Source organism: Nostoc parmelioides FACHB-3921 (genome assembly GCF_014696625.1).
Taxonomy (GTDB): domain Bacteria; phylum Cyanobacteriota; class Cyanobacteriia; order Cyanobacteriales; family Nostocaceae; genus Trichormus; species Trichormus parmelioides.
Genome location: NZ_JACJQL010000075.1, coordinates 1 through 21,488 on the forward strand (window position 1 = coordinate 1; position 21,488 = coordinate 21,488).

Annotated in this window: 19 protein-coding genes; 7 read left to right on the forward strand and 12 right to left on the reverse strand. The window is 39.8% G+C overall.

Annotation, left to right across the window (positions count from 1 at the left end):
• Positions 1-318 precede the first annotated feature (318 nt).
• Positions 319-696 carry a DUF1823 family protein gene (locus tag H6G14_RS27945; RefSeq protein ID WP_190571615.1) on the reverse strand — a complete coding sequence of 126 codons (378 nt, stop codon included), beginning with the start codon at positions 694-696 and terminating at the stop codon, positions 319-321.
• Positions 697-802: 106 nt separating this feature from the next.
• On the opposite strand from H6G14_RS27945, the gene H6G14_RS27950 reads away from it, so the two are divergent.
• Complete coding sequence (locus H6G14_RS27950; protein WP_190571617.1) at positions 803-1,108, forward strand: acylphosphatase; 306 nt, start codon at positions 803-805, stop codon at positions 1,106-1,108.
• A 57-nt stretch (positions 1,109-1,165) separates the two neighbouring features.
• On the opposite strand, the gene H6G14_RS34275 is transcribed toward H6G14_RS27950, so the two are convergent.
• Together H6G14_RS34275 and H6G14_RS27960 are read right to left on the reverse strand one after the other, a co-directional pair.
• Positions 1,166-1,984, reverse strand: coding sequence for a GNAT family N-acetyltransferase (locus H6G14_RS34275; protein ID WP_190571619.1), 819 nt, complete (start codon positions 1,982-1,984; stop codon positions 1,166-1,168).
• A 73-nt stretch (positions 1,985-2,057) separates the two neighbouring features.
• On the reverse strand, positions 2,058-3,044 hold the full coding sequence (locus H6G14_RS27960) for a zinc-dependent alcohol dehydrogenase family protein (RefSeq protein ID WP_190571621.1): 987 nt from the start codon (positions 3,042-3,044) through the stop codon (positions 2,058-2,060).
• A gap of 190 nt (positions 3,045-3,234) precedes the next feature.
• Between H6G14_RS27960 and H6G14_RS27965 the strand changes: the two genes are divergently transcribed.
• The gene (locus tag H6G14_RS27965) at positions 3,235-5,343 is read left to right on the forward strand and encodes a M3 family metallopeptidase (protein ID WP_190571622.1); all 2,109 of its coding nucleotides are present in this window, start codon (positions 3,235-3,237) and stop codon (positions 5,341-5,343) included.
• Between the two features lie 133 nt (positions 5,344-5,476).
• Here H6G14_RS27965 and H6G14_RS27970 read toward each other — a convergent pair whose 3' ends face one another.
• The gene (locus tag H6G14_RS27970) at positions 5,477-5,740 is read right to left on the reverse strand and encodes a DUF4278 domain-containing protein (protein ID WP_190571624.1); all 264 of its coding nucleotides are present in this window, start codon (positions 5,738-5,740) and stop codon (positions 5,477-5,479) included.
• A 937-nt stretch (positions 5,741-6,677) separates the two neighbouring features.
• On the opposite strand from H6G14_RS27970, the gene H6G14_RS27975 reads away from it, so the two are divergent.
• Entirely contained in the window at positions 6,678-7,529 is an 852-nt protein-coding gene (locus H6G14_RS27975) for a universal stress protein (protein WP_190571654.1), read from the forward strand.
• Positions 7,530-7,718: 189 nt separating this feature from the next.
• Here H6G14_RS27975 and psbM read toward each other — a convergent pair whose 3' ends face one another.
• The 6 genes from psbM to rpiA form a co-directional block, all read right to left on the reverse strand.
• Complete coding sequence (gene psbM, locus H6G14_RS27980) at positions 7,719-7,835, reverse strand: photosystem II reaction center protein PsbM (protein ID WP_010995057.1); 117 nt, start codon at positions 7,833-7,835, stop codon at positions 7,719-7,721.
• 99 nt (positions 7,836-7,934) lie between these two features.
• Positions 7,935-8,231 (reverse strand): 2Fe-2S iron-sulfur cluster-binding protein, encoded by a 297-nt coding sequence (locus tag H6G14_RS27985; RefSeq protein ID WP_190571626.1) that lies wholly within the window; start codon positions 8,229-8,231, stop codon positions 7,935-7,937.
• 162 nt (positions 8,232-8,393) lie between these two features.
• Positions 8,394-8,531: a photosystem II reaction center protein K gene (locus H6G14_RS27990; RefSeq protein WP_006195022.1), complete on the reverse strand. Its 138-nt coding sequence runs from the start codon at positions 8,529-8,531 to the stop codon at positions 8,394-8,396.
• A gap of 277 nt (positions 8,532-8,808) precedes the next feature.
• On the reverse strand, positions 8,809-14,361 hold the full coding sequence (locus H6G14_RS27995) for a trifunctional serine/threonine-protein kinase/ATP-binding protein/sensor histidine kinase (RefSeq protein ID WP_190571627.1): 5,553 nt from the start codon (positions 14,359-14,361) through the stop codon (positions 8,809-8,811).
• Between the two features lie 292 nt (positions 14,362-14,653).
• Positions 14,654-15,193, reverse strand: coding sequence for a DUF4126 domain-containing protein (locus H6G14_RS28000; RefSeq protein WP_190571629.1), 540 nt, complete (start codon positions 15,191-15,193; stop codon positions 14,654-14,656).
• 433 nt (positions 15,194-15,626) lie between these two features.
• Entirely contained in the window at positions 15,627-16,337 is a 711-nt protein-coding gene (rpiA, locus tag H6G14_RS28005) for a ribose-5-phosphate isomerase RpiA (protein ID WP_190571631.1), read from the reverse strand.
• 32 nt (positions 16,338-16,369) lie between these two features.
• On the opposite strand from rpiA, the gene H6G14_RS34095 reads away from it, so the two are divergent.
• Positions 16,370-16,492 carry a hypothetical protein gene (locus H6G14_RS34095; protein ID WP_277884336.1) on the forward strand — a complete coding sequence of 41 codons (123 nt, stop codon included), beginning with the start codon at positions 16,370-16,372 and terminating at the stop codon, positions 16,490-16,492.
• Positions 16,493-16,610: 118 nt separating this feature from the next.
• Here the strand turns inward: H6G14_RS34095 and H6G14_RS28010 are convergent, their stop codons facing one another.
• Positions 16,611-18,428, reverse strand: a complete 1,818-nt coding sequence (locus tag H6G14_RS28010) for a tetratricopeptide repeat protein (protein ID WP_190571633.1) — start codon at positions 18,426-18,428, stop codon at positions 16,611-16,613.
• A 256-nt stretch (positions 18,429-18,684) separates the two neighbouring features.
• Here H6G14_RS28010 and H6G14_RS28015 point away from each other — a divergent pair, with 256 nt between their 5' ends.
• Complete coding sequence (locus H6G14_RS28015; protein ID WP_199326310.1) at positions 18,685-18,912, forward strand: hypothetical protein; 228 nt, start codon at positions 18,685-18,687, stop codon at positions 18,910-18,912.
• A gap of 238 nt (positions 18,913-19,150) precedes the next feature.
• Here the strand turns inward: H6G14_RS28015 and H6G14_RS28020 are convergent, their stop codons facing one another.
• The gene (locus H6G14_RS28020) at positions 19,151-19,540 is read right to left on the reverse strand and encodes a DUF6335 family protein (protein WP_242053895.1); all 390 of its coding nucleotides are present in this window, start codon (positions 19,538-19,540) and stop codon (positions 19,151-19,153) included.
• A 311-nt stretch (positions 19,541-19,851) separates the two neighbouring features.
• Here H6G14_RS28020 and H6G14_RS28025 point away from each other — a divergent pair, with 311 nt between their 5' ends.
• Positions 19,852-20,253 carry a DUF2267 domain-containing protein gene (locus tag H6G14_RS28025; protein WP_190571637.1) on the forward strand — a complete coding sequence of 134 codons (402 nt, stop codon included), beginning with the start codon at positions 19,852-19,854 and terminating at the stop codon, positions 20,251-20,253.
• A gap of 43 nt (positions 20,254-20,296) precedes the next feature.
• Positions 20,297-21,391 carry a DJ-1/PfpI/YhbO family deglycase/protease gene (locus H6G14_RS28030; protein WP_190571639.1) on the forward strand — a complete coding sequence of 365 codons (1,095 nt, stop codon included), beginning with the start codon at positions 20,297-20,299 and terminating at the stop codon, positions 21,389-21,391.
• The last annotated feature ends 97 nt before the right edge of the window (positions 21,392-21,488 follow it).

Genomic DNA, 21,488 nt, shown 5'->3' on the forward strand with positions numbered 1-21,488 from the left:
ATTCTTCCCAAGTTATTGTGTTGTTACAATGCTTTTTCGTTCCATATTTTATCTGCTAAAAATTTTAATGATAATGATAATCGAAAAGAGGGGGGAGGAGGCGAGCGTCGCTCGCCTCCTCCCCCTCCCCACCACATGATTATCATTTTTATTTAGATAAGTTTAAGTATTTTAGCTCATTGACAAAATACACTTTAATCTAACCCCTCACGAGTGCTACTGTCATAGGTTATAGATTTATAAATAATATTTTTATTACATAAAAGCAAATATTCGGTGAAAAATAATCTTAATTAACCGAATATTTGCCAAAATGTATTATTGTCCTTGATCAACCTGCTGCTGCGAATGACTTAGCAACCAGTTAGCCGCAGTAGCTCTGCGAGTTTCTCTTGGTGTAAAAGTACCAATTTTATACCCTTTAAAACCCAGTTTTTCTTTGGTAATTTGTTTGTATTGTTTAGGAATAGAACGAGTTAATTTCATAGTTGCGGGGCGACTTTCTAGAAAGTTTGGTGGTTCTGGATATTCATTGCGCCATTCTGGTGCAACTATATGGTTATTCCATTTCTCTGTTGCTGCGTCGTAGCGATAGCCCAAGTAATACCAAACTAATTGCATGACCGTGGCATCATCGATTTGATCGTTGAGAATACCCCAGATAGTATCTGTATTCAATGGTGGCAGTTCAGACATAAGTAATGCAGAATTCAGAATTTTAAATTAGCAGATTTCGATCTAAAAAATCCGTTCCTGATTCACAAACAATGTAGACTGGTAATCGTAAACAATAGATGGGTCAATGCCAAATTCTACACCACAGTCACAGCTAATTCGCGCCCATGTCTTCGTTACTGGTAGAGTGCAGGGGGTAGGTTTTCGTTACTCTACCGTCGATACAGCGAGTCAATTGGGTTTAACTGGTTGGGTGCGGAATCTTCCCGATGGTCGTGTAGAAGCGGTGTTTGAAGGGGTGCGGGACATTGTAGAAGAGATGGTGAGGTGGTGTCACGCAGGCCCACCGGCGGCTGTGGTTCAAGATGTGGAGGTTGAATATGAAGAGCCGGAAGGGTTACGGGGATTTGAGGTGAAACGGTTAGTGAAGTAAGTTTAATTGTACTTGACTTAAGGCAGCGATCGCACAAATGCTAATCACAAACTCTCGTCAACTATCAACAGGCATAAATACGTACATATCTACCTGAGAGTACTCTTGAAATCCCATCTGACGATATACGTTTACTCCCATTTGCGATGCTTGCAGTGTACCTATGTGATATCCCAGGGCATGGGCTTTTTCTAGTGCAGCTAGGGTTATTGCTGTAGCGAATCCCCTTTTCCTTGCTTCTGGGGCGGTGGCGACGACATAAATCCCAGCTACTTGTCCATCTAGATACAATGCTGATGTGGCGACAGGTAAATTATTTGCATAACCAATAAACCGGATATATCTTTCAGAATCCCAGCCCAGACTTAATTCTAGGTTAAAAAAGGCATCCCATTGGGTACGGGGAACTTGAAAAGCGATCGCCGCTACTTCTATCCAATGTCTTAAGCTTTGTTGATCCCTGACTGGTATAATTGACAAATTATCTGTCGAAGACTTTTGTTCTGGTAAAGCCGACAAATCAATTGCCATTACAGGCAATACCCCTAAGCTATTTAATCCGTGAGCTGCTAAATGCTTGGCCAAATCAGGTGGTTGAGTTCCTGTCCCCGTCCACCACAACATCGGTAATTGCTTCGTTCTAAAGTAGTCAAGAGTGGCAATGATAGTGTTATCTATTTGTTCAGGTTGCAGTTGGGTATGGACAACACCATTAAAAAATGGAAAAACTACCCCAGTGGCAAAACGAACCAAGTTAGAGCCAGAGTAGAGTTCGCAACCAGCACCATGTGCATAGTTAGTAAAAAATGCGAACATATTGTTTTCCAGGACTGTTACTAAGTTGGGTGCGGATAAATCCTTTAAAATTTGGTTCACCGGAAAACTCCTATTACAGAGTGAGTGCTGGGTAATGAGTAATGAAGTTATTCTCCCTGCTACCTGACCGTTCTCACTTCATCACTAAAACGGCAGACCCCTCTATTTTGCCACTACGTAACGCATCTAAAGCCTCATTAGCTTGAGTTAAGGGAAAAGAATTAACTTCAGTACGAATGGGGATTTGCGGCGCTATCGTCAGAAAATCTTCCCCATCTTGGCGTGTTAAATTAGCTACAGACCTTAACACCCGTTCTTCCCACAGAATGCTGTAGGGAAATGAGGGAATATCGCTCATGTGAATACCAGCACAAACAACTACACCACCTTTAGCAACCGCACGCAAGGCGGTAGGAACTAGTTTTCCGACTGGTGCAAAAATAATCGCTGCATCTAAAGGTTCTGGCGGTAATACATCTGAGTCACCAGCCCAATTTGCACCTAATTGACGGGCAAATTCTTGACCTAAAATATCCCCAGGACGAGTGAAAGCAAATACTTTTCGCCCTTGATAACGTGCTAGTTGAATTAAGATATGAGCAGACGAACCGAAACCGTAAAAACCTAGTTTCTCAGCATTCCCAGTCATGTTGTAAGCCCGGTAGCCAATTAAGCCGCCACATAACAGAGGTGCAGCTTGTAAGTCTGGATAACTGGGGTCTAAAGGAAAACAAAAGCGGTGGTCAGCTACTGTATAGTCTGCATAGCCGCCATCTAGATTATAACCTGTGAATTCCGCATAATCACAGAGGTTTTCCCGCCCAGAGAGACAATAAGGACAATGAGCGCAAGTATGACCTAACCAAGGTACACCAACCCTTTGACCTAGATGAAATTGATCAACTTTTTCCCCTAAAGCCTCAATCGTCCCTACAATTTGATGTCCCAAAATCAAAGGTAGTTTTGGGTGTGTCAATTCTCCATCCACTATATGTAAATCTGTACGACAGACAGCGCAAGCATGAACGCGAATCAATACTTGTTCAGAATTAGGTCTTGGTATTGGTAACTCTGTCAGGCGTAAGGGTTGACGCGGTGCGTCTAAAATCATGGCGCGCATAAGTGGGGAGTGGGGAATGGGTATTTATATGCTAGTGAAATGCTTATCTGTTAGTCCTATAACTGAGGGTGTAACATGATGGTTTGTATGAAAAGATTAGCGATTTTGGCATTATGGCAGGGCGAAATGGAGCAGCGATCGCTACATTAGTAGAATATAGTCACCCATAATCTGCGGCTCACATCAAACCATGAGTGCGAATACTACCATCACTGATAATCCCTTACTTAAAGGTTCTGGTTTGCCACCATTTACGGAAATTCAACCAGAACAAGTACAACCAGCCTTTGAACAACTATTGGCGGAACTGGAACAAGAACTGACTACCTTAGAAGCGAATGTACAGCCTACTTGGGATGGCTTGGTCGAACCTTTAGAAAAGTTAAGCGATCGCCTGACCTGGAGTTGGAGTATAGTAAATCATTTAATGGGTGTGAAAAATAGCCCAGAACTGCGTACAGCCCATGAAGCTGTGCAACCACAAGTAGTGCAGTTCGCTAACAAGTTGGGACAAAGCCAACCCATCTACAATGCTTTTAAACAACTCCGCGCCAGTGATAATTGGGAAACTTTAGAATCAGCCCAACAGAGAATTGTGGAAGCAGCCATCCGGGATGCTGAACTTTCTGGTGTGGGCTTGCAAGGAGAAGCGCGGGAACGTTTCAACGCTATTCAAATGGAATTGGCAGAACTCTCTACTAAGTTCTCTAACCATGTCCTGGACGCAACCACAGCCTTTAGTCTCACCCTCACTACTAAAGCAGAAGTTGACGGCTTACCCCAAAGTTTACTTAGTTTAGCAGCACAAGCAGCGCGGGCAACTGGTGCAGAAAATGCCACACCAGAAAATGGCCCTTGGCGTATTACTTTAGATATCCCCAGTTACACCCCCTTCATCCAGCACAGCACCAGGCGTGATTTGCGCGAAAAGCTTTACAAAACTTATATTACCCGCGCCTCATCTGGTGAATTAGATAACAACCCAATTATCGAACGGACTTTAGAGTTACGCCAAGAACTGGCAAATTTATTGGGCTTCCAAAATTATGCCGAGTTAAGCCTAGCCAGTAAAATGGCTCCCAATGTGGAAGCAGTTGAAGCACTATTAGAAGAATTACGCAGTGCTAGTTACGATGCAGCCGTTAAAGATTTAGAAGCCTTGAAAGCCTTTGCAGCTTCCAAAGGAGCGCCAGAAGCCGCAGACTTACGACACTGGGATATTAGTTTTTGGGCTGAACGCCAACGAGAAGAAAAATTTGCCTTCACCGCCGAAGAACTACGCCCTTACTTCCCCCTACCCCAAGTCCTCGATGGCTTATTTGGACTGGTACATCGGCTGTTTGGCATTACCGTTACCCCAGCAGATGGACAAGCCCCAGTTTGGCACGAAGATATCCGTTATTTCCAAATAGCTGATGAAACAGGTAGTCCCATCGCCTATTTCTACCTAGACCCCTACAGCCGTCCAGGCGAAAAACGTGGCGGTGCATGGATGGATACCTGCATCAATCGCGCCATCATCACAGAAAATGGTGTGAATACTGTGCGTTTACCTGTGGCTTATTTGGTGTGTAACCAAACTCCGCCAGTAGATGGTAAACCTAGTTTGATGACATTCTATGAGGTAGAAACCCTATTCCATGAATTTGGTCACGGGTTACATCATATGCTCACCAAAGTTAACTACACTGGAGCCGCAGGCATCAATAATGTAGAGTGGGATGCAGTGGAACTACCAAGCCAGTTTATGGAAAACTGGTGCTATGAACGTACCACTTTATTTAGCTTGGCTAAACATTACGAAACTGGGGAACCTCTACCAGAACATTATTATCAAAAGCTCCTAGCCGCCCGTAATTATATGAGTGGTAGCGCTATCTTGCGCCAACTTCACTTTAGCAGTGTTGATTTGGAATTACACTCCCGCTATCGCCCAGGTGGTAAGGAAACCGCCGCCGATGTGCGTCATCGTGTCGCTCAAAAGACTACTGTTTTGCCACCGCTACCAGAAGACGCTTTCCTCTGCGCTTTTGGACATATCTTTGCAGGTGGTTATGCTGCGGGATACTACAGTTACAAGTGGGCTGAGGTACTCAGTGCTGATGCTTTCGCCGCTTTTGAAGATGCTGGGCTAGAAGATGAAGTCGCCATTAAAGCTACAGGTAGACGTTATCGAGATACTGTATTAGCTCTTGGTGGTAGCAAGCATCCAATGGAGGTGTTTGCCGCGTTCCGAGGACGGGAACCGAGTACAACTTCTTTGCTCAAGCACAATGGATTGCTGCCCAATGCTGCTTAAGAAGTGAGGTAAAAGATTTAAACGCAGAGTTACGCAAAGGGTTACACAGAGGAACGCGGAGAATACGATACTTCTCTGCGCCTCTACCTGAGGTTATTTCGCAAAGATGGCACAGTAATGATTTAAATAGAAATTATACCAAGCCGTGAATTTTTACTGTTGCATCAACTGGGCTAATTTCTGGTTGAGTTTTACTTACAAAGTAAGCAATTCCTCTGTAAATTAATTTATGAGCTACGAATGATAAACTAACTTTGTCTACTTCTACCTCAGGGTTAGTATCATAAGCAATGCCCCGATATTTTAACTTATGAGATTGTTGATGCTGAGAAACTGTGTATTTTTCTACTTGACTGGGTTCGTATTCGTAACTCAAACCACGATAGCAAAGTTTCATATTTTTACTTCCTGAATCAATAAATTCACTCTTGATGACTACAGGGCTTTGTTTTACCCCAAACAATCACCAAAGTTGTGTTTACTTGAGAGTTATCAGAGGTTGATTCGGGATTTACGCATTGATTAATTAAGAAATATTACGCAAAGAGTACTATTTCCTCGGTAAGTTGGCAAACATAACCGGATGGAGAGAGAAATTCCTAAAAGTTTGTGAATGCTTTAGCTGAGTAGATTATGCAAACGACTGGCTAGAGGCAACGACTTCAAGGTGCGAAAGACCATTACTCGCCGTCATCGTCTATTCCTTACTAATTATAATTTATGCCAAGTTACTAACTGACAAAGAAACCTTTGCTCATAATATTACTTTACAAAAGTAAATATATTGATCTCATTTAAATATATAAAAGTTTGTAAAATATTTAGGCATTTCTTCGTTAATATTTGCTAGTTAACCGCAAAAATAAAGCATAAAAAAGAGCTTGTTATTATAATAACTCTTTTCTATTATATGAAATATAAAATAAATCTATTAATCTAGTGCTTTTTTTACATATTTTATCGGTTATATCAGCTATAATCTCGACCAATCACCAGAAAATTAACTTTGCAATATTTAATGTTCCTCTAATTAAAAATATTGAATATAGATTAAAAATAATAACCAACATCATAAATTGTGAATTTTATCAGGCAATATTGAGAGTAAGCTTAATGATTGCAACCCAGATGAGAAGTTAAGTAACTCAAGTGCAATGAAACTTAAGAAACGTTAGTCTCTTCAAAGGAATTAATTTTTTGAGTGTTGATGGCTAAAATCTATATAGTGGCATTGTGCTAACTTAACTACTAAGTTGTTGAGCTAGGTGGTGAACATTTCATCCGAACCAAGAAGAAAAATTAAACACCAAGCAACCTTAAAACAAGAACTAACAATGATAGAAAAGATTTTGCTAGCTGTTTCTGGATTGGGACACGCAGAAGAAATGCTCAAAACTTTGAAAGAAGTGCCATCAATCCAATCTGCAAAAGTTACAGTCCTGCACGTAGTTACTCCTCAAACAACATCTTCTGCCATGACAGATAAATGGGAAGAAGGTGGTAAAATTTTGGCTAATGCAATTCAGGCTTTGAACTTAGATCCTAGCCAGGTTTCTTCGATTTTACGCCAAGGAGATCCTAAGGACGTTGTTTGTCAGGTAGCTGATGAAATTGACGCTGACTTAATTATTATGGGTTCACGCGGACTTAAGCGTCTGCAATCGATTTTATCAAACTCAGTTAGTCAGTATGTCTTTCAGTTGTCTTCTCGCCCCATGTTGCTGGTTAAAGACGACATTTATGTCAAAAGAATTAAGCGCGTGATGGTAGCGATGGATAATTCCGATGCAGCAAAACATTGCTTAAATCTAGCCTTGTTTTTGTTACAGGGTATTGTCGGTAGTCAATTAATTTTGGCTAATGTGACAACCGATTTACGTGGTAAAAACTCAGATGTAGCGGAAATTAACCCAGATAAAAATCCTGTTTTGGCTTCAGCAGTAGCGGAAGCACAAAAATATGGAGTACAAACTCGCTGCTTTACCAGTAGCGGCAAACCAGGAGAAGAAATCTGTCGTCTAGCAGACGAGTTGAATGTAGATTTATTATTACTCGGATCACCCGATCGCCGTCCATCCGTGGCTAAGAATTTTGTCGATATAGACAGACTCATCGGCGCTTCATTGTCAGATTATGTGCGAGTTAATGCTAGCTGTCCTGTATTATTAGCGAGGACAACTGGTTAAATGGGGGTGCAGGAGTGTGGTGAAGTAATTTATAGCTGTTGACTGTTGACTGTTGACTGTTGACGGTTAACAGACTTGAAAGTCTTTCCCTTATACTCTTATCCCCCCTACATTCCTCACCCAAACTTTCGACACAAAAAACCCCTCCACCATCGGGTACAGGGGTTTCTTATTTTATACAAAAATCAATCAACTATCTTTTTTACCTTCGCGGCTGGCTGTTTGAATGTACAGAATTATTAAAAACACAGAGGGTACCAGTACGAACAGAATGCTCGCTACGAACCCTAAGTCATTAACTTGCATGGCAAGAACGCCTCTCTTTAATTTCCAGTCAACAATTTTAGAATAGCATCAACGATGCCAGTGTTAGCTCTTTTTTTTTACTTGCTCGATACCAATCCTTTAAGGTTTGGTTACTACACTTACTGGGCCATTTACTAAAGTTTGACAAGCCAAACGGTAATTAGCTGGCTTTTTCTTTAACATCCGATTTTCTACATCCGTGGGAGTAGAAAGATTTTCGATTCCTTCAACTATCTCAACAACACAAGTACCACATTGACCGACACCACCACAATTTGTGAGTTTGCCAAAAAACTTATAAATGTCAACGCCATTATCCATTGCCTTAAGCCGCAGATTTGCACCATCCGCAGCAATTACTTCTTTATCTTCTTTGACAAATTTGATATTACCCATAGCTGACTAATTCCTCGTTGACTGTAAGCGGGTCAAGCTTTACACCTATATTACTGAATTTATCCCCATTTATTACAAAAAATTAAGAATTATCAAGATAGAGTAATTACAAAAAAATAGGACAGGTAGTGTACCTGTCCTGGAAATTGATTATAGATGAACTTACCTAAACCCGACAGCTGCTTGCCATACAAAAGCAAGCAACAAAAAGAAAACAGGTATAACTGGGAGAACATCGACCAGAGGATCGAAGATTTGGTAAGCTTCAGGCAGTTTTGCTAATAATAGTGCTGCTTCCATGTTTGTTTAAATCCACCTAATCCAACACAGCTTTCATAATTGAGATGTATCTTAACATGGATTGGTCAACCCCTTATGGGAATTCAAAATTCAAAATATTCTACGGGAGGCTAAAGCTACAAAATTTAAAATTACAATCCGCTTCAGAAAATTTAGCGCCTAAGCATAAAAAAACTTGTATTTTTTTATGCTTCGGTCATTAGTCATTAGTTAGTCATTATTACCTTCTCTTCATACCAATTCACAAAAAACATAATGTAGATGAAAACTCTCAAACCTATGCTGAAGCACAATTTCTTAATTTTAAATTGGTATTAGTTGTTTCTCTACTGATTGCAGTATCAAAAGTCTGAATAGGGATGGCGATAGTGAACTCTGTACCCATGCCTGGACTAGAAGAGCAGAGTAATTGACCACCATGCTTTTCTACCACGATCGCGTAACTGATCGATAGTCCTAGACCTGTACCGCTACCCACTGGTTTAGTTGTAAAAAATGGGTCAAATATTTTACTGAGTACTGAATCGCTCATACCAGGGCCATTATCAGCAATGCGAATTAGTACTGATGCTGAATTTTTGACCTCTGTGGATATGGTAATTGTCGGCTGTTTTTCTCTGCCTAGTCGATTACTTACATCCTCTTGCAAAGCGTCTATAGCATTACTGAGGATGCTGATAAAGACTTGATTTAACTCAGAAGCATAACAGTAAATTTGTGGGATATTACCGTAGTTTTGTTTGACGGCTATAGGTAAAGATTGCTTATTGTGCTTAAATTTCAGCCGATGTTGCAAAATTAACAAAGTGCTATCAATACCAGAGTGAATGTCTACTCGTTTCATTCCTGCTTCATCTAATCGTGCAAACGTCCGTAAAGATGTAACAATCTCTTCTATACGTTGCGCTCCAAACCTCATGGATTTCAGCATTTTAGGCAAATCATCTGTGATGAAATCTAGTTCTATATCTGAGATTTTTTGCTGAATTTCTGGTAAGGGTTGGGAATATAATTCTTGGTATAAACAAATCAATTCTAATAGGGAATTAATGTATTCAGATGTGTAAGTCAAATTGCCGTAAATAAAGCTAATAGGGTTATTAATTTCATGAGCAATACCAGCAACTAATTGACCCAAACTAGACATTTTTTCAGCTTGAACTAACTGCGATTGAGTTGAAGAAAGTTTTTGCAGTGCGGATTCTAATTGGTTGGCTTTTTCTTTTAATTCCTGAGTACGTTGCTCAACCTTTAATTCTAAATTTTGAGAATATTCTGCTAGTTGTCCGTAAAGCTGGGCATTTTCTAGAGATATAGCAGCTTGCGCCATTAATAGGTTAATAACTTGTAGGCGATCGCTAGTAAATGCTCCTGTGGTTAAATGATTTTCTAGATATAGTATGCCCATCAATTTACCTTGCTTGATGATGGGTGTACATAATAAACTTTTAGGTTCTTTTTGTTGAATATAGGGATCGGAGAGAAACGAATCCTCAGTTGTCGCATCATCAATCACTAAGCTTTGAGAAGTATGATACACGTAGTTAATTAAAGAAACTGGAATTTCATCACTTTCCGCAATTGGTATTGATACTAAAATATTCGATACAGGAACTTGATTAATTTTAGCGATCGCCTCAATCACTAATTTTTCATTTCTCAGTAACACTAGCACACATTTTTTCGCTCCTGCATTCTCAATTACCAATTCTATTAATGCAGAAAGCAGTTTATCAAGCTTGATTTCACTTGCTAGAGCTTGGGAAGCTTTAATGACGCTAGATAAATCTAAGACATGAGAAATTGTCGTACTATAGTAATGAGTATTATGTTGGGTTTGATAAATATGTGAAGAAGTAGAATCATGTTTGACAGTTGTGTCATTGGGGTTAAACATCAAATTTGATCGTCGAGATAAAAGAGCAAATAGTTGAGGATAGCGTTGCTCTAAATCTTTGACTTTAGCTATAGCTCCCCAACGTGTATAAGCATAATAAGCATCAGTAAAGTAAACTTGAGCTATTTTTTCCTTCCCTAATTCCCAGTAAAATTTAGCTGCTAATTCGTTGGCTAAAGCTTCTTCTTGTAAATACTTATTTTCTTTAGCTTCGGTAATAGCGAGATCATAATAATTCATCGCCTCTAAATATTGACCAAGAACGCGATTTTGCTCTGCTGCTACCAAATAAAATTTATGTTGATGATTCATTGGGGCATAATCTGCCCATTGTTTAATTTTGGCTTGATTCTGATTAACCTGATGCAGAATTTCCTGTTGAATATCAACTGTTGTATGGGGATATAATGCTAGACGCGCCAGGGAATCATAAAATGGTAAAAGTACAACCACATATATTCCCAAAACACCATCGAAATACTGTTCAGCAATTTCTGCATTCTTAATTGCCTGTTTATACTCACAAAACAGGTAACAAAGAATCAGCTTATTGATATATAAATGATACATTGCTGGGCGATCATTTGCCTGTTGATGTATTGGTAACATCACTTCTTCATCATATATATTGCCCTTAATTTTCATCTGATTTTCTGTATAACCAAGTAAGCAGAAAACAGACTGGTAATAGATGTGGAGATAATTGAGAGATGTCTTTTGCTTAAATTGAGCGATCGCCTGAGAATAGCTAGCCATTTCTTGCTCTAGGCTATATAGTTCTGTACCTGCTAAATACAAGTAAAGAGTATAGGAAAAAGCACACCAAGCCGACCATTCTAAATCTCCAGTTTCCCAACCGTTATGATACCCTTCAATAAATAATTGAAATGTATCTCTGAGATGTTGTTTCCAATGTTTAATCAAACAACTAACTACACAAAAAGTTTTTGCTTTTAGTTCCTTAGCATCTAGCTTGGTAATTAAATTTAAAGCCAAGTTGCCAAATTCGTAGCCAGCATCAATATCTCCCATGAATGTGAGTAAAATTGCGCCGTAACTAGCGTAAGCAAAGGCTGAAATAGGTGCATTACCATACTTAACTGATAATATTACTTCCTCACAAATCAATGGAGGAAACATAGCTGGATAGCCATTATAAGCAGCACCAAACATACTAGAAAGAATAGACAATGCTGCTAATTTTTCTGGATTGTCCATGTTGGGTAAGTTAATTAAATCTGAAGTTTTCTTACCCATTAATGCTGCATTTGCCGCTTCCAGCGATTGATTAATATCTGTTTGTTTAGGTTTATGCGGTAAGTGTACACCTAACATTTCTAAAACCGGTAAAGCAGTTTCAATACCTAATAACAATTGATTTTGGGCAATACAGGCTTGAATTTGAATGCTATAAACATTGACTTTATCTAGTAATGATCTGGCATTGTTTAGCACAGTTTCAGCTAGGATTTCCATCCTATCAAAATCTGTGCTGAGATAAGCTACTTCCACAGCTTCTAAATATAGCGATAATGTCAATTCATATTGACTTTCCCAGCAATTCGCCGTTAGTAATCCTATTCCTAAATTTATATATTCAACGGCTGCACTGTAAGCAGTAGCACTTTTAGCTTTAGTTCCAGCCTGTAAATTTAGCTTTGCTAATTCATGACGTGCTGACGCTTCTGTAATTAAATCTATTCCAATATTGAATTGATTAACTATTTCAAAAACATTGTCTTCTCTGGTTTCTGGTGTGCTGTTAATTAACATTAACTGCCCAATTTTTAAGTGGGTAAGTTTTTTGTTATTTTCGGGAATTAAATTATAAGCGGCTTGTTGAACACGGTCATGCAGAAACTTATATTCAACTGTGATAGATTCAATATGATTGTTTAACTCATGAGAATTATCAAGAGATAAATCTTCCTGAAAGAATTTATAGACTTTGTTCGTCGGAATTATCAAACTCTCTCTTAAAGCTGTCCATAATACTGCTGCTGTTTCTGTCAGGGATTCTTCATAAATATTTGCTAGAACAGATAAATTAAAATGATTATTAATACAAGCTGCTAATTTCAGAACATTCTGCGTTGCTTCAGGTAATCTTTGTATTTGTAATGACATGAAATCGACAACATCATCCGTTAGAGATAACGCTTTAACCTGGGATATATTACATTCCCAAAAACCCTTATGAAGATTAAAAGTAATTAAATATTCATTGTATAGATATTTCAGAAACTGATTACTAAAGAAAGGATTGCCTTGTGTTTTTTGATAAACTAATTGTGTTAATGGTAAGGACAATTCTGTAGTGCATTTGAGAGTATCAGCAACAAGATTATTTAGATGCAACATCTCTAGAGGCTTTAGAGTAATAGTCTCGATATTTTCTGTGTTTTTATGAATATCTTGTAGTGTTAAAATTAAAGGATGCCCTGAAAAGACTTCGTTATCACGATAGGCTCCTATTAGCAGTAAATAATGGTTATTGATTTGGCTCATCAATAGCTGAATTAATTTCAATGATGCAGAATCAGCCCATTGCAAATCATCGAGAAAAATAACTAGAGGATGTTCCTTAGTTGTGAAGACTTGAATAAACTTTAAGAAGAGTGTATTAAAGCGATTTTGTGCTGCACTTGGTTCAAGTTCTATAACTTGATGTTGCTGACCAATGATTGATTGGAGTTCAGGGATAACATCGATAATTACCTGCCCTTGTTCTCCCAGCGCGGCTAAAATCTGCGTTTTCCAGTCCTGAATTTGGGTATTGGCTTCACTTAATAATTGTCCCATCAAATCTCGAAATGATTGGACAATGGCAGATAAGGGGATATTCCGTTGAAATTGATCATATTTACCCTTAACGAAATACCCGCTTTGTTTAACAATTGGTTTGTGAATTTCGTTAACAATTGCGGTTTTACCGATACCAGAGAACCCCGCAACCAAGATCATTTCCCTATTCCCTTGGGAGACTCTCTCAAAAGCTGCGAGTAATTGTCGGACTTCTGCTTGGCGACCATATAGTTTTTCTGGGATAATGAAGCGATCGCAAATATCCCTACTCCCCAATTCAAAAACCCTAATTTCTCCTTGGGTTTTCCATTGTCGCCAGCAAGTTTCTAAATCATGTTTTATCCCCAACGCACTTTGGTATCTATCTTCAGCATTTTTAGCCATCAGCTTGAAGACGATGTTAGACACAGCTAAAGGAATAGTTGAATTGATTTCTTGAACTTGTGGCGGATGTTTGGCAATATGACAATGGAGTAATTTCATGGGGTCATCATAGGAAAAAGGTAACTGTCCTGTGAGGAGTTCAAAAAAAGTCACCCCAAGAGAATAAAAATCACTGCGATAGTCAATACCCCGGTTCATGCGTCCCGTTTGTTCTGGTGAAAGGTAAGCCAAGGTTCCTTCTAAAACGTTAGGACTGGTGAGAGTTTGGGTTTCTCTGGGAAGAAGGGATGCAATTCCAAAGTCAATCAGTCTAATTTCTTTAGTTATCGAATTAATGAGGATGTTGCTGGGTTTAATGTCTTTGTGAATTACCCGACTCCGATACAGTCCATCTAAGATAGTGACAATTTGAATAGCTATATGAAAAAACTCATCTAAAGATATTTCACTATTCTGGCTTGACCAATCTTTGAGAGAAATTCCCCCAAAATCTTCCATTACTAGAGCATAACTATTTTCATAATTTTCTAGACTATAAGTTTGAATAATTCCAGAAATATGGAGATTCTTAGTAATAGTATATTGATTACGAAATTGGACTAATTCACTAAAGCTAGGATATTCATGCCGTAATATTTTAATAACTATTGGCTTTTGATCTTCTGCCCTAATCCCTCGATAAATTAGGGTTCTTGTTCCAGCATAAATTTGCGTCAAATTTTGATAGCCAACTAACCTAAGCATAGTAACTTGATATATAGGTACTTTTTGAGACTAGGGCTAGTTTTACATTTTTGCAGGAGTATTTAAACGTAATTTTTTGCCTTTAACAAAAACTTTAACACTTATGTATCATTTAATTACACTTTTGACCGTGATTTCTCGGTTGTCACTGATACACAAAAATTTACTATTGAGATTGAATTGAAGTATCTAAGGGCATAAAAGTATAGAGATGTAAGAATTTCACTGTTTTCTATCCTCACACCCACATACTTTGATACCCGAAGTTACTGATTTTCCAGTCCCAAATCTTCTATACCTTATTGTGGTACCATTTGTACCATTCTTTAGCACTACGCACAGCAAACCAAAGCAGGATTAAAGCAATTACTCCGCCTTGCCAAGGAGCATCAAAAGCAAAAAGCACTAGAGCTATACACAAAGTATCTTGCAGAAAAACAGCCCACAGTGGCAAACCACGCAAGCGATAAAACCAACCTATTTGAACTAGTTGCAGAACTAAAGCCAGTGAACTTCCTATAGTAATAATTAGCCAATTTGGGGTTGCTGTTGCTGAAACTACTGCTAAACCCATAATTGCTCCTGCAAGGGGAGATAATAATAACTGAATAACTTGTAAAACTCTTTGTCCCCACAATTTTTTGGAGGCCAATAATTCTACTAATGAGTAAGTGATTAAACAGCCTAGCAGAACCGGCGAAGAAATACGAGATAAAATCGGAATATGCGACCAAAAGTTACTCCCCTGCAACAATCCAATAATCAATAAAGGTACGCCTATTCTGATTCCTGCTGCCGCAGAAGCAGAAAGTGTTGCTAGGATTTCAATCATGAGATAAACTCAGGAAGTTAACAAATAAGTGGGTATTTATTATTGAGATTACCCACAATGTCGAATAATTCCCGCAGCAATCTGAAATTACTTATTATGGCTTAATATTTTGGTGTCGCACATTCACGGGAGAATTGTGCTAGGTAAGGTACAACCTTGATAGTGGACGGTCTACTACGTCTCTCAATATACAAGGTTGGGTTAAGCAAAGCGCAACCCAACATTGATCTCTCAACATAGATTCCTGGTGTTGGGTTTCCTTACGTCAAACGCCACTCGCCCCAAGCCGGGAAACCCGTCAACGGCGGTGGCTTCCCAACCTACAATTTTTTGCAACATTTTAGCCTTGCCATGCCACTACAAAATTGGATTGGAACTATGATCATTGGAATCTGGGAAAGTGTAGGGAATTTGAACACCTACACCCTAAGTTTTATAGTTGTCTGACTAGTGGCTGGCCGTCTTTAACTTCACCAACTAAAACTATGTCTGCACAGTTGACAAAGATACCATTCTCTAGAACCCCAGGAATATTATTCAATATTTTTTCGAGGTTAACTGGGTCGTCAATGGAATCAAATCGGACATCTAAGACAAAGTTGCCCTGGTCGGTGATGACTGGCCCGGCTTTTTTTACTCCCATCCGCAATTCTGGTTTGCCACCTAGTTGCTTAATCGCATTGGTGACGGGGGTAATCGCCATTGGGATAACTTCTACTGGTACGGCAAAAACCGAACCTAAGCGGTCTACTAATTTACCACTGTCTACTACAACAATGAATTGATTGGCTAAGTAATCAACTACTTTTTCGCGGGTATGGGCTGCACCACCACCTTTAATGAGGTTTTTGTGGGGGTCAACTTCATCAGCCCCATCAATAGCGATATCAATATGATCTACAGCGTCTAAGGTTGTGAGAGGAACGCCGTATTGCTTGGATAAAACTTCTGACTGAAATGAGGTCGGAATACCAACAATATCAGTTAGTTCACCAGATTTGAGGCGATCGCCTAAATATTGAATTGTGTAAGCTGTAGTTGACCCTGTACCTAAGCCTACAATTGAGCCGGACTTTACCAAAGCGGCGGCGGCTTTGCCCACTTCTTGCTTCATCAAAGTCACGGGGTCTGCTGTAACTGTCATTCCCAAAACTCCTGAAATTATCAACTAAACAGATGGCACTATCACAGCAGACTATACTACATTCGCGGGAACTCGAAGTGTATCTGGCTAAAGAAAATGATTGTGTTGTTAGAGACGCGATTAATCGCGTCTGTACAGTTGTCCGTTGTTGGTAGGGGCTGGTTTGTGAAGATCATCGTCCAAGAGTGAGGATATCTGTCAACCCGCCTGTACAGTTGTTAGTTGTCATTAGTTATTCTTCTCTGCCTCCCCTGCCTCCCCTGCCCCTTGCTTCTACTTTAGTCCAGCAATAATTTCGAGAATTTGTTGATAGTTTTGTGTTTTGCCCTCTTGAGAGTAGAGATCAGCCGATTTTTGGAAGTCAGCGATCGCTGCTTGATAGTCGCCCCGATTGCGGAGAATGTCGGCTCGCAGGAGGTAAGCTGAAGCCCAGTGTGGTTGAAATTTGAGGGCTTGGTTTAAGTCAGCTAGTGCTTCTTCTAAGTATCCCAAGAGTAAATGGCTACGACCTCGATTGTACCAGTCTTCGGCGTAACCTGGGTTGATGGCGATTGATTGGGTATAATCTGCTACTGCTCCATGATAGTCTTGTAAGGCGTAACGAGCATGGGCGCGATCGCTGTAATATCTTGCGGATTCTGGCTGTAGTTCCAAAGCTTGGGTATAATCGGCGATCGCACTGTGATAATTTTGTTGATCGTAGTGCAGCGAACCTCGGTTATAGTAAGCTTCGCTGAGTTGGGGATTGATTTTTAGGGCTTGATTGTAGTCTGTTACGGCTCCCTTGGTATCTCCCAACTGACGACGGGCATTGCCGCGATTGCAGTAAGCGGGGGCAAAATCCGGGGATATACGGATAGATTGTGTATAGTCTGCTATTGCACCAATCAAGTCTTGTAGGGCTTCGTGGGCAATGGCTCGACCGTAATAGGCTTCAGCAATGTTAGGATTAATTTGTAATGCCTGATTGTAATCGGTAATGGCTCCCCGGTAATCACCCAAGCAACGGCGGGATGTGGCGCGATCGCAATATCCGGCGGCGAAATTGGGTTGTAGTTCCAGTAAGCGATTACCATCTGCTAAGGCGCTGGGGTAGTCTCCTAGATGGCGGTAGATATTGGCACGTACACCATAGACAACGGCTAATTCCGGATTTAGCTGTAATGCTTGGTTATAGTCTGCCAATGCACTTTGATAGTCTTGCCAAGCCTCATAAATTAATCCCCGTTGGTAATATGCTTGTGCATCTTTGGAATTGAAATTTAAGACTTGGTTGAAATCTGCGAAGGCTTGTTGATATTCGTTGAGATAAAAACTAATCAGACCGCGATTATAATATGCTCCTAGTTGATGAGGATTAATTTCTAGTGTGCGGTTGTAATCGGCGATCGCTTTTTGATAGGCTCCTAAGGCGTAGTGAGCGTTACCTCTGTTTTGGTAGGCTTCGGCCAGGTTAGGGTCTAATTGTACTGCCCGTTCATGGTCGGCGATCGCTTGTCGGTACTCTCCCAATTTATAGTAAATGTTTCCGCGAATGCTGTAAGCTGCGGCAAAGTAAGGATGCCATTGCAACGCTTGTTGTAAATCTATAATTGCTTCTTGATAATTCCCGTGGTCACTATTTTGTAAGCCCCGGTAATAATAGGCATTCGCAATATCTTCATTAATATTACTGGCTAACAGAGGATCAAACTCAATGGTGCTGATATAGTTGGCAATTGCTTGATCGTAGTCACCTTGAGCCAAGTAAGCGTTACCTCGACAATAATAATATTCTGCGAATGTAGGATTTATTTGTAATGCTTGATCATAATCGGCGATCGCGGCTGTAAAATCTGCTAGACAGTAACGCGCATTCCCCCTATGATAATAGGCTTGGGCATAATTAGGATTAATTTCTACCGCTAGATTAAAAAAGGCGATCGCCCCCTGATAATCTTTCAGTTCACGGCTAAAAGTAATCCCTCGTTTACAGTAAGTTTCCGCATCAACCTTGCGATTGGTTGGCTTATTGCCACCAATGACCGTTCTTTGATATTCTCTCGATAAATTATCGGGTAATCCCTGATTAAAAAAATAGTCAGCATTCATCTATTTTTTCGTGCTATTACACTCCATTAAAACTATGATGTAGGCATAAATCGCCCCAGCTACTAGTCGGAGTAGTTTAAACATCACTACTAATAGAGTAAGATATTTGTCTTAATTAAACAATTGAGTTAATCATAAGATATACATCTAGCTGTTGTTAAAGCGATATTTATCTCATTCTATTGCAATATATGAAGATAGCCACATTGCGGGTATTATCCAAATATATATAGAATCTACAACTTTTCTCCGACCTATGGGACTAGAAGCGTGCAATGGAGACGGCAATATATACAGCAAAGAAGACATCCAAGCCATGCTAGACAGCATGGATGTGTCAGAGATGCTCAAGATTATGTCGCAAATTTGTTACGAAAAAGCAGAAATTCTCCGCTCTGACTGGCAAGACATAGAAACAGCTAGAGCCTGGGAAAAAGTTGGTAGAGCCGTCGGCAAAATCAAAATCAAAACTGAGCTATATTAAGTAGCTACTAACAGGCTACCTATTAGCCACCTAAGTATATACTTATAAATCCGTGTTCAGAGAATAGTTCACAGAATTCTTAAATACTTAAGGGTGAATTCTTTAAATACAATCCACCCACAAATTGCACTTTTGTGCTGTTCAGTTATTGTCTTACGAAAATGGAAAAGGAAATAGTGACAAGTCTATAGATCCCCGACTTTTTTAAAAAGTCGGGGATCTGAACACCCCCAATCCCTCATCCCCTATCTTCATAATCTTCAGAAGAGGTGGGATCTAATTCCCAGCGTCTATCATCACGCTGTTCTAAAATCTCATTGGTGCGGAGAGAAGCTTGATCAGGCATTTCCAACCCCACGGCGGCCTCTATTTCCTCAGTAATATCTTGTTCAGGCGTGGGAGCAGTACCACCTACCGCTTCATCACCCACAGTATCTGCCCAATAATTATTCTCATCACCGTCACCCAGGTCAAATTCTGGGCTAGTCTCTGTGTACTCATGCCCTATACCAATGTTGTATCCTGGTGGTTCTTTAACGCCAGTACCATAGGATTCGGTAATTTCCTGCGGCAAATCATCAGTATTAAATTTTTGGTTATTAGTTTCTTCTGTCATAATACTAGCCATTTCTATGTTCTCACAATAACTTTTTATTTCCATTAAGTTGTACTGCAAAAGATGTACAACTTTAGAAATAAAGGGATCTATCTCCTGAGAACGAAGTAATGCTAGCTATTTACACCTAACCTAAAAAGTATGAAATCAAGGTTAAGCCACTTGTAGTTGAATCTGTTAGTTATGAGTTAGGAGTTCTTAATACCCAGTAAAACTGATCAATAATTTTTAACTCATAACTATTTTTTGTACTTATCCAAAACATATTTACTGTTATTTGAATCTTACTTTCGATTATCGATTTTTATTAGTGGAGGTAGAAGGTGGAATACAAAGAATTTATTACTCATGTACAAAGCCTTGCTCAATCCAATTCTCCTGACGAGGCTCAAAGAGCTACCTGTGCCACTTTAGAAACTATCAAAGAACGCATTTCAGGTGAAGAAGCCCAGACCTTAGCTGCTCAACTACCACAAGAGTTGGCAGACTGTCTACGAGGAAGAGAAGGGGAACCAGACGAAAGTTTTAATTTACAAGATTTCATCATACGCGTGAGTAGAAAAGAGAATCTAGAACCAACAACAACAGCAATTCATGTACGTGCTGTTTTTGCCGTTTTGCAAAATGCTATCAGACCAGAAGAATTTGCCAAACTACATTCTCACTTCTCCCATGATTATGAAGAAATGTTCGGCACGTCACCCACTGGTGAAGTGCCAGCATAATTACCAAGTCGCAATTTTAGTTTATCGTTAGATAGGAAACAGTATGACCAACCATAATAATTCTGGGAAAAAGAAAGTAGCTATTCTCATTGAACAAGCAGTAGAAGATGCTGAATTTATTATTCCTTGTAATGGGTTAAAACAAGCAGGATTTGAGGTGGTAGTCCTCGGTTCGCGGATGAACGAAAAATATAAGGGAAAACGAGGTAGACTTTCTACCCAAGCTGATGGTACTACGACAGAAGCGATCGCCTCTGAATTTGATGCGGTAGTAATTCCCGGTGGTATGGCTCCCGATAAAATGCGCCGCAACCCTAATACAGTCCGCTTTGTACAAGAAGCGATGCAGCAAGGAAAATTGGTAGCTGCGGTTTGTCACGGGCCACAAGTCTTAATTGAAGGCGACTTACTGCGAGGTAAACAAGCCACAGGCTTTATTGCTATCAGCAGAGACATGATTAATGCTGGTGCTGATTATGTAGATGAGGCGCTAGTTGTTGACGGTAACTTGATTACATCCCGTGAACCTGGAGATTTGGCAATTTTCACCACAGCTATTTTGAGTCGTCTAGGTTATGGCGGTAAAGATGCAGCCTTACCAGATGAAAAAGATAGGAACGCAGAGTGGTGGAAACTGGCCGATGCTTGGGGCGGTTCAACCAAAGGTGATATTGTCCGAGGTTTGAACACTGCTTTAGGTGGAGAACGTTATTCTCTGGAAGCGCTGGAGAAGTACACAGAAAAAGAATCTGATGTAGAAGCAAAAGCGCTGTTCCAAGAAATGATTACCAATAAACAGCGTCATATTGAATATCTAGAAACTTATTTGACTAGACTGGGTGAGAAACCCTCCCTCGGTGCAAATATCGCTAATCAATACGCCAAAGTGAAAACCGCTTTAACTGGTAGCGATGACATATATCAAATACGCAGCGCCTTAGGCGATTTACAAACAGGTATTGGTGATATTGGTAATCTCTGCGCCATGTACACTGACCCTATAGCAACCGCTATTTTCAAAGAAATTTACAAAGATTTGGTCAAATACGAACAGCGATTAGTATCACTATACCGTACACGTACAAATGCTACAGTCCAGCCGCCTAAGCCAACAACAGGGGCAGCTGTATCGATGTAAAAGAGGGAATAAAAAGTGGGGAGGAGATTCTTTAATTTTGAATTTTGAATTTTGAATTTTGAATTGGTATCACTCCCCATATTTAATTGGAGATATA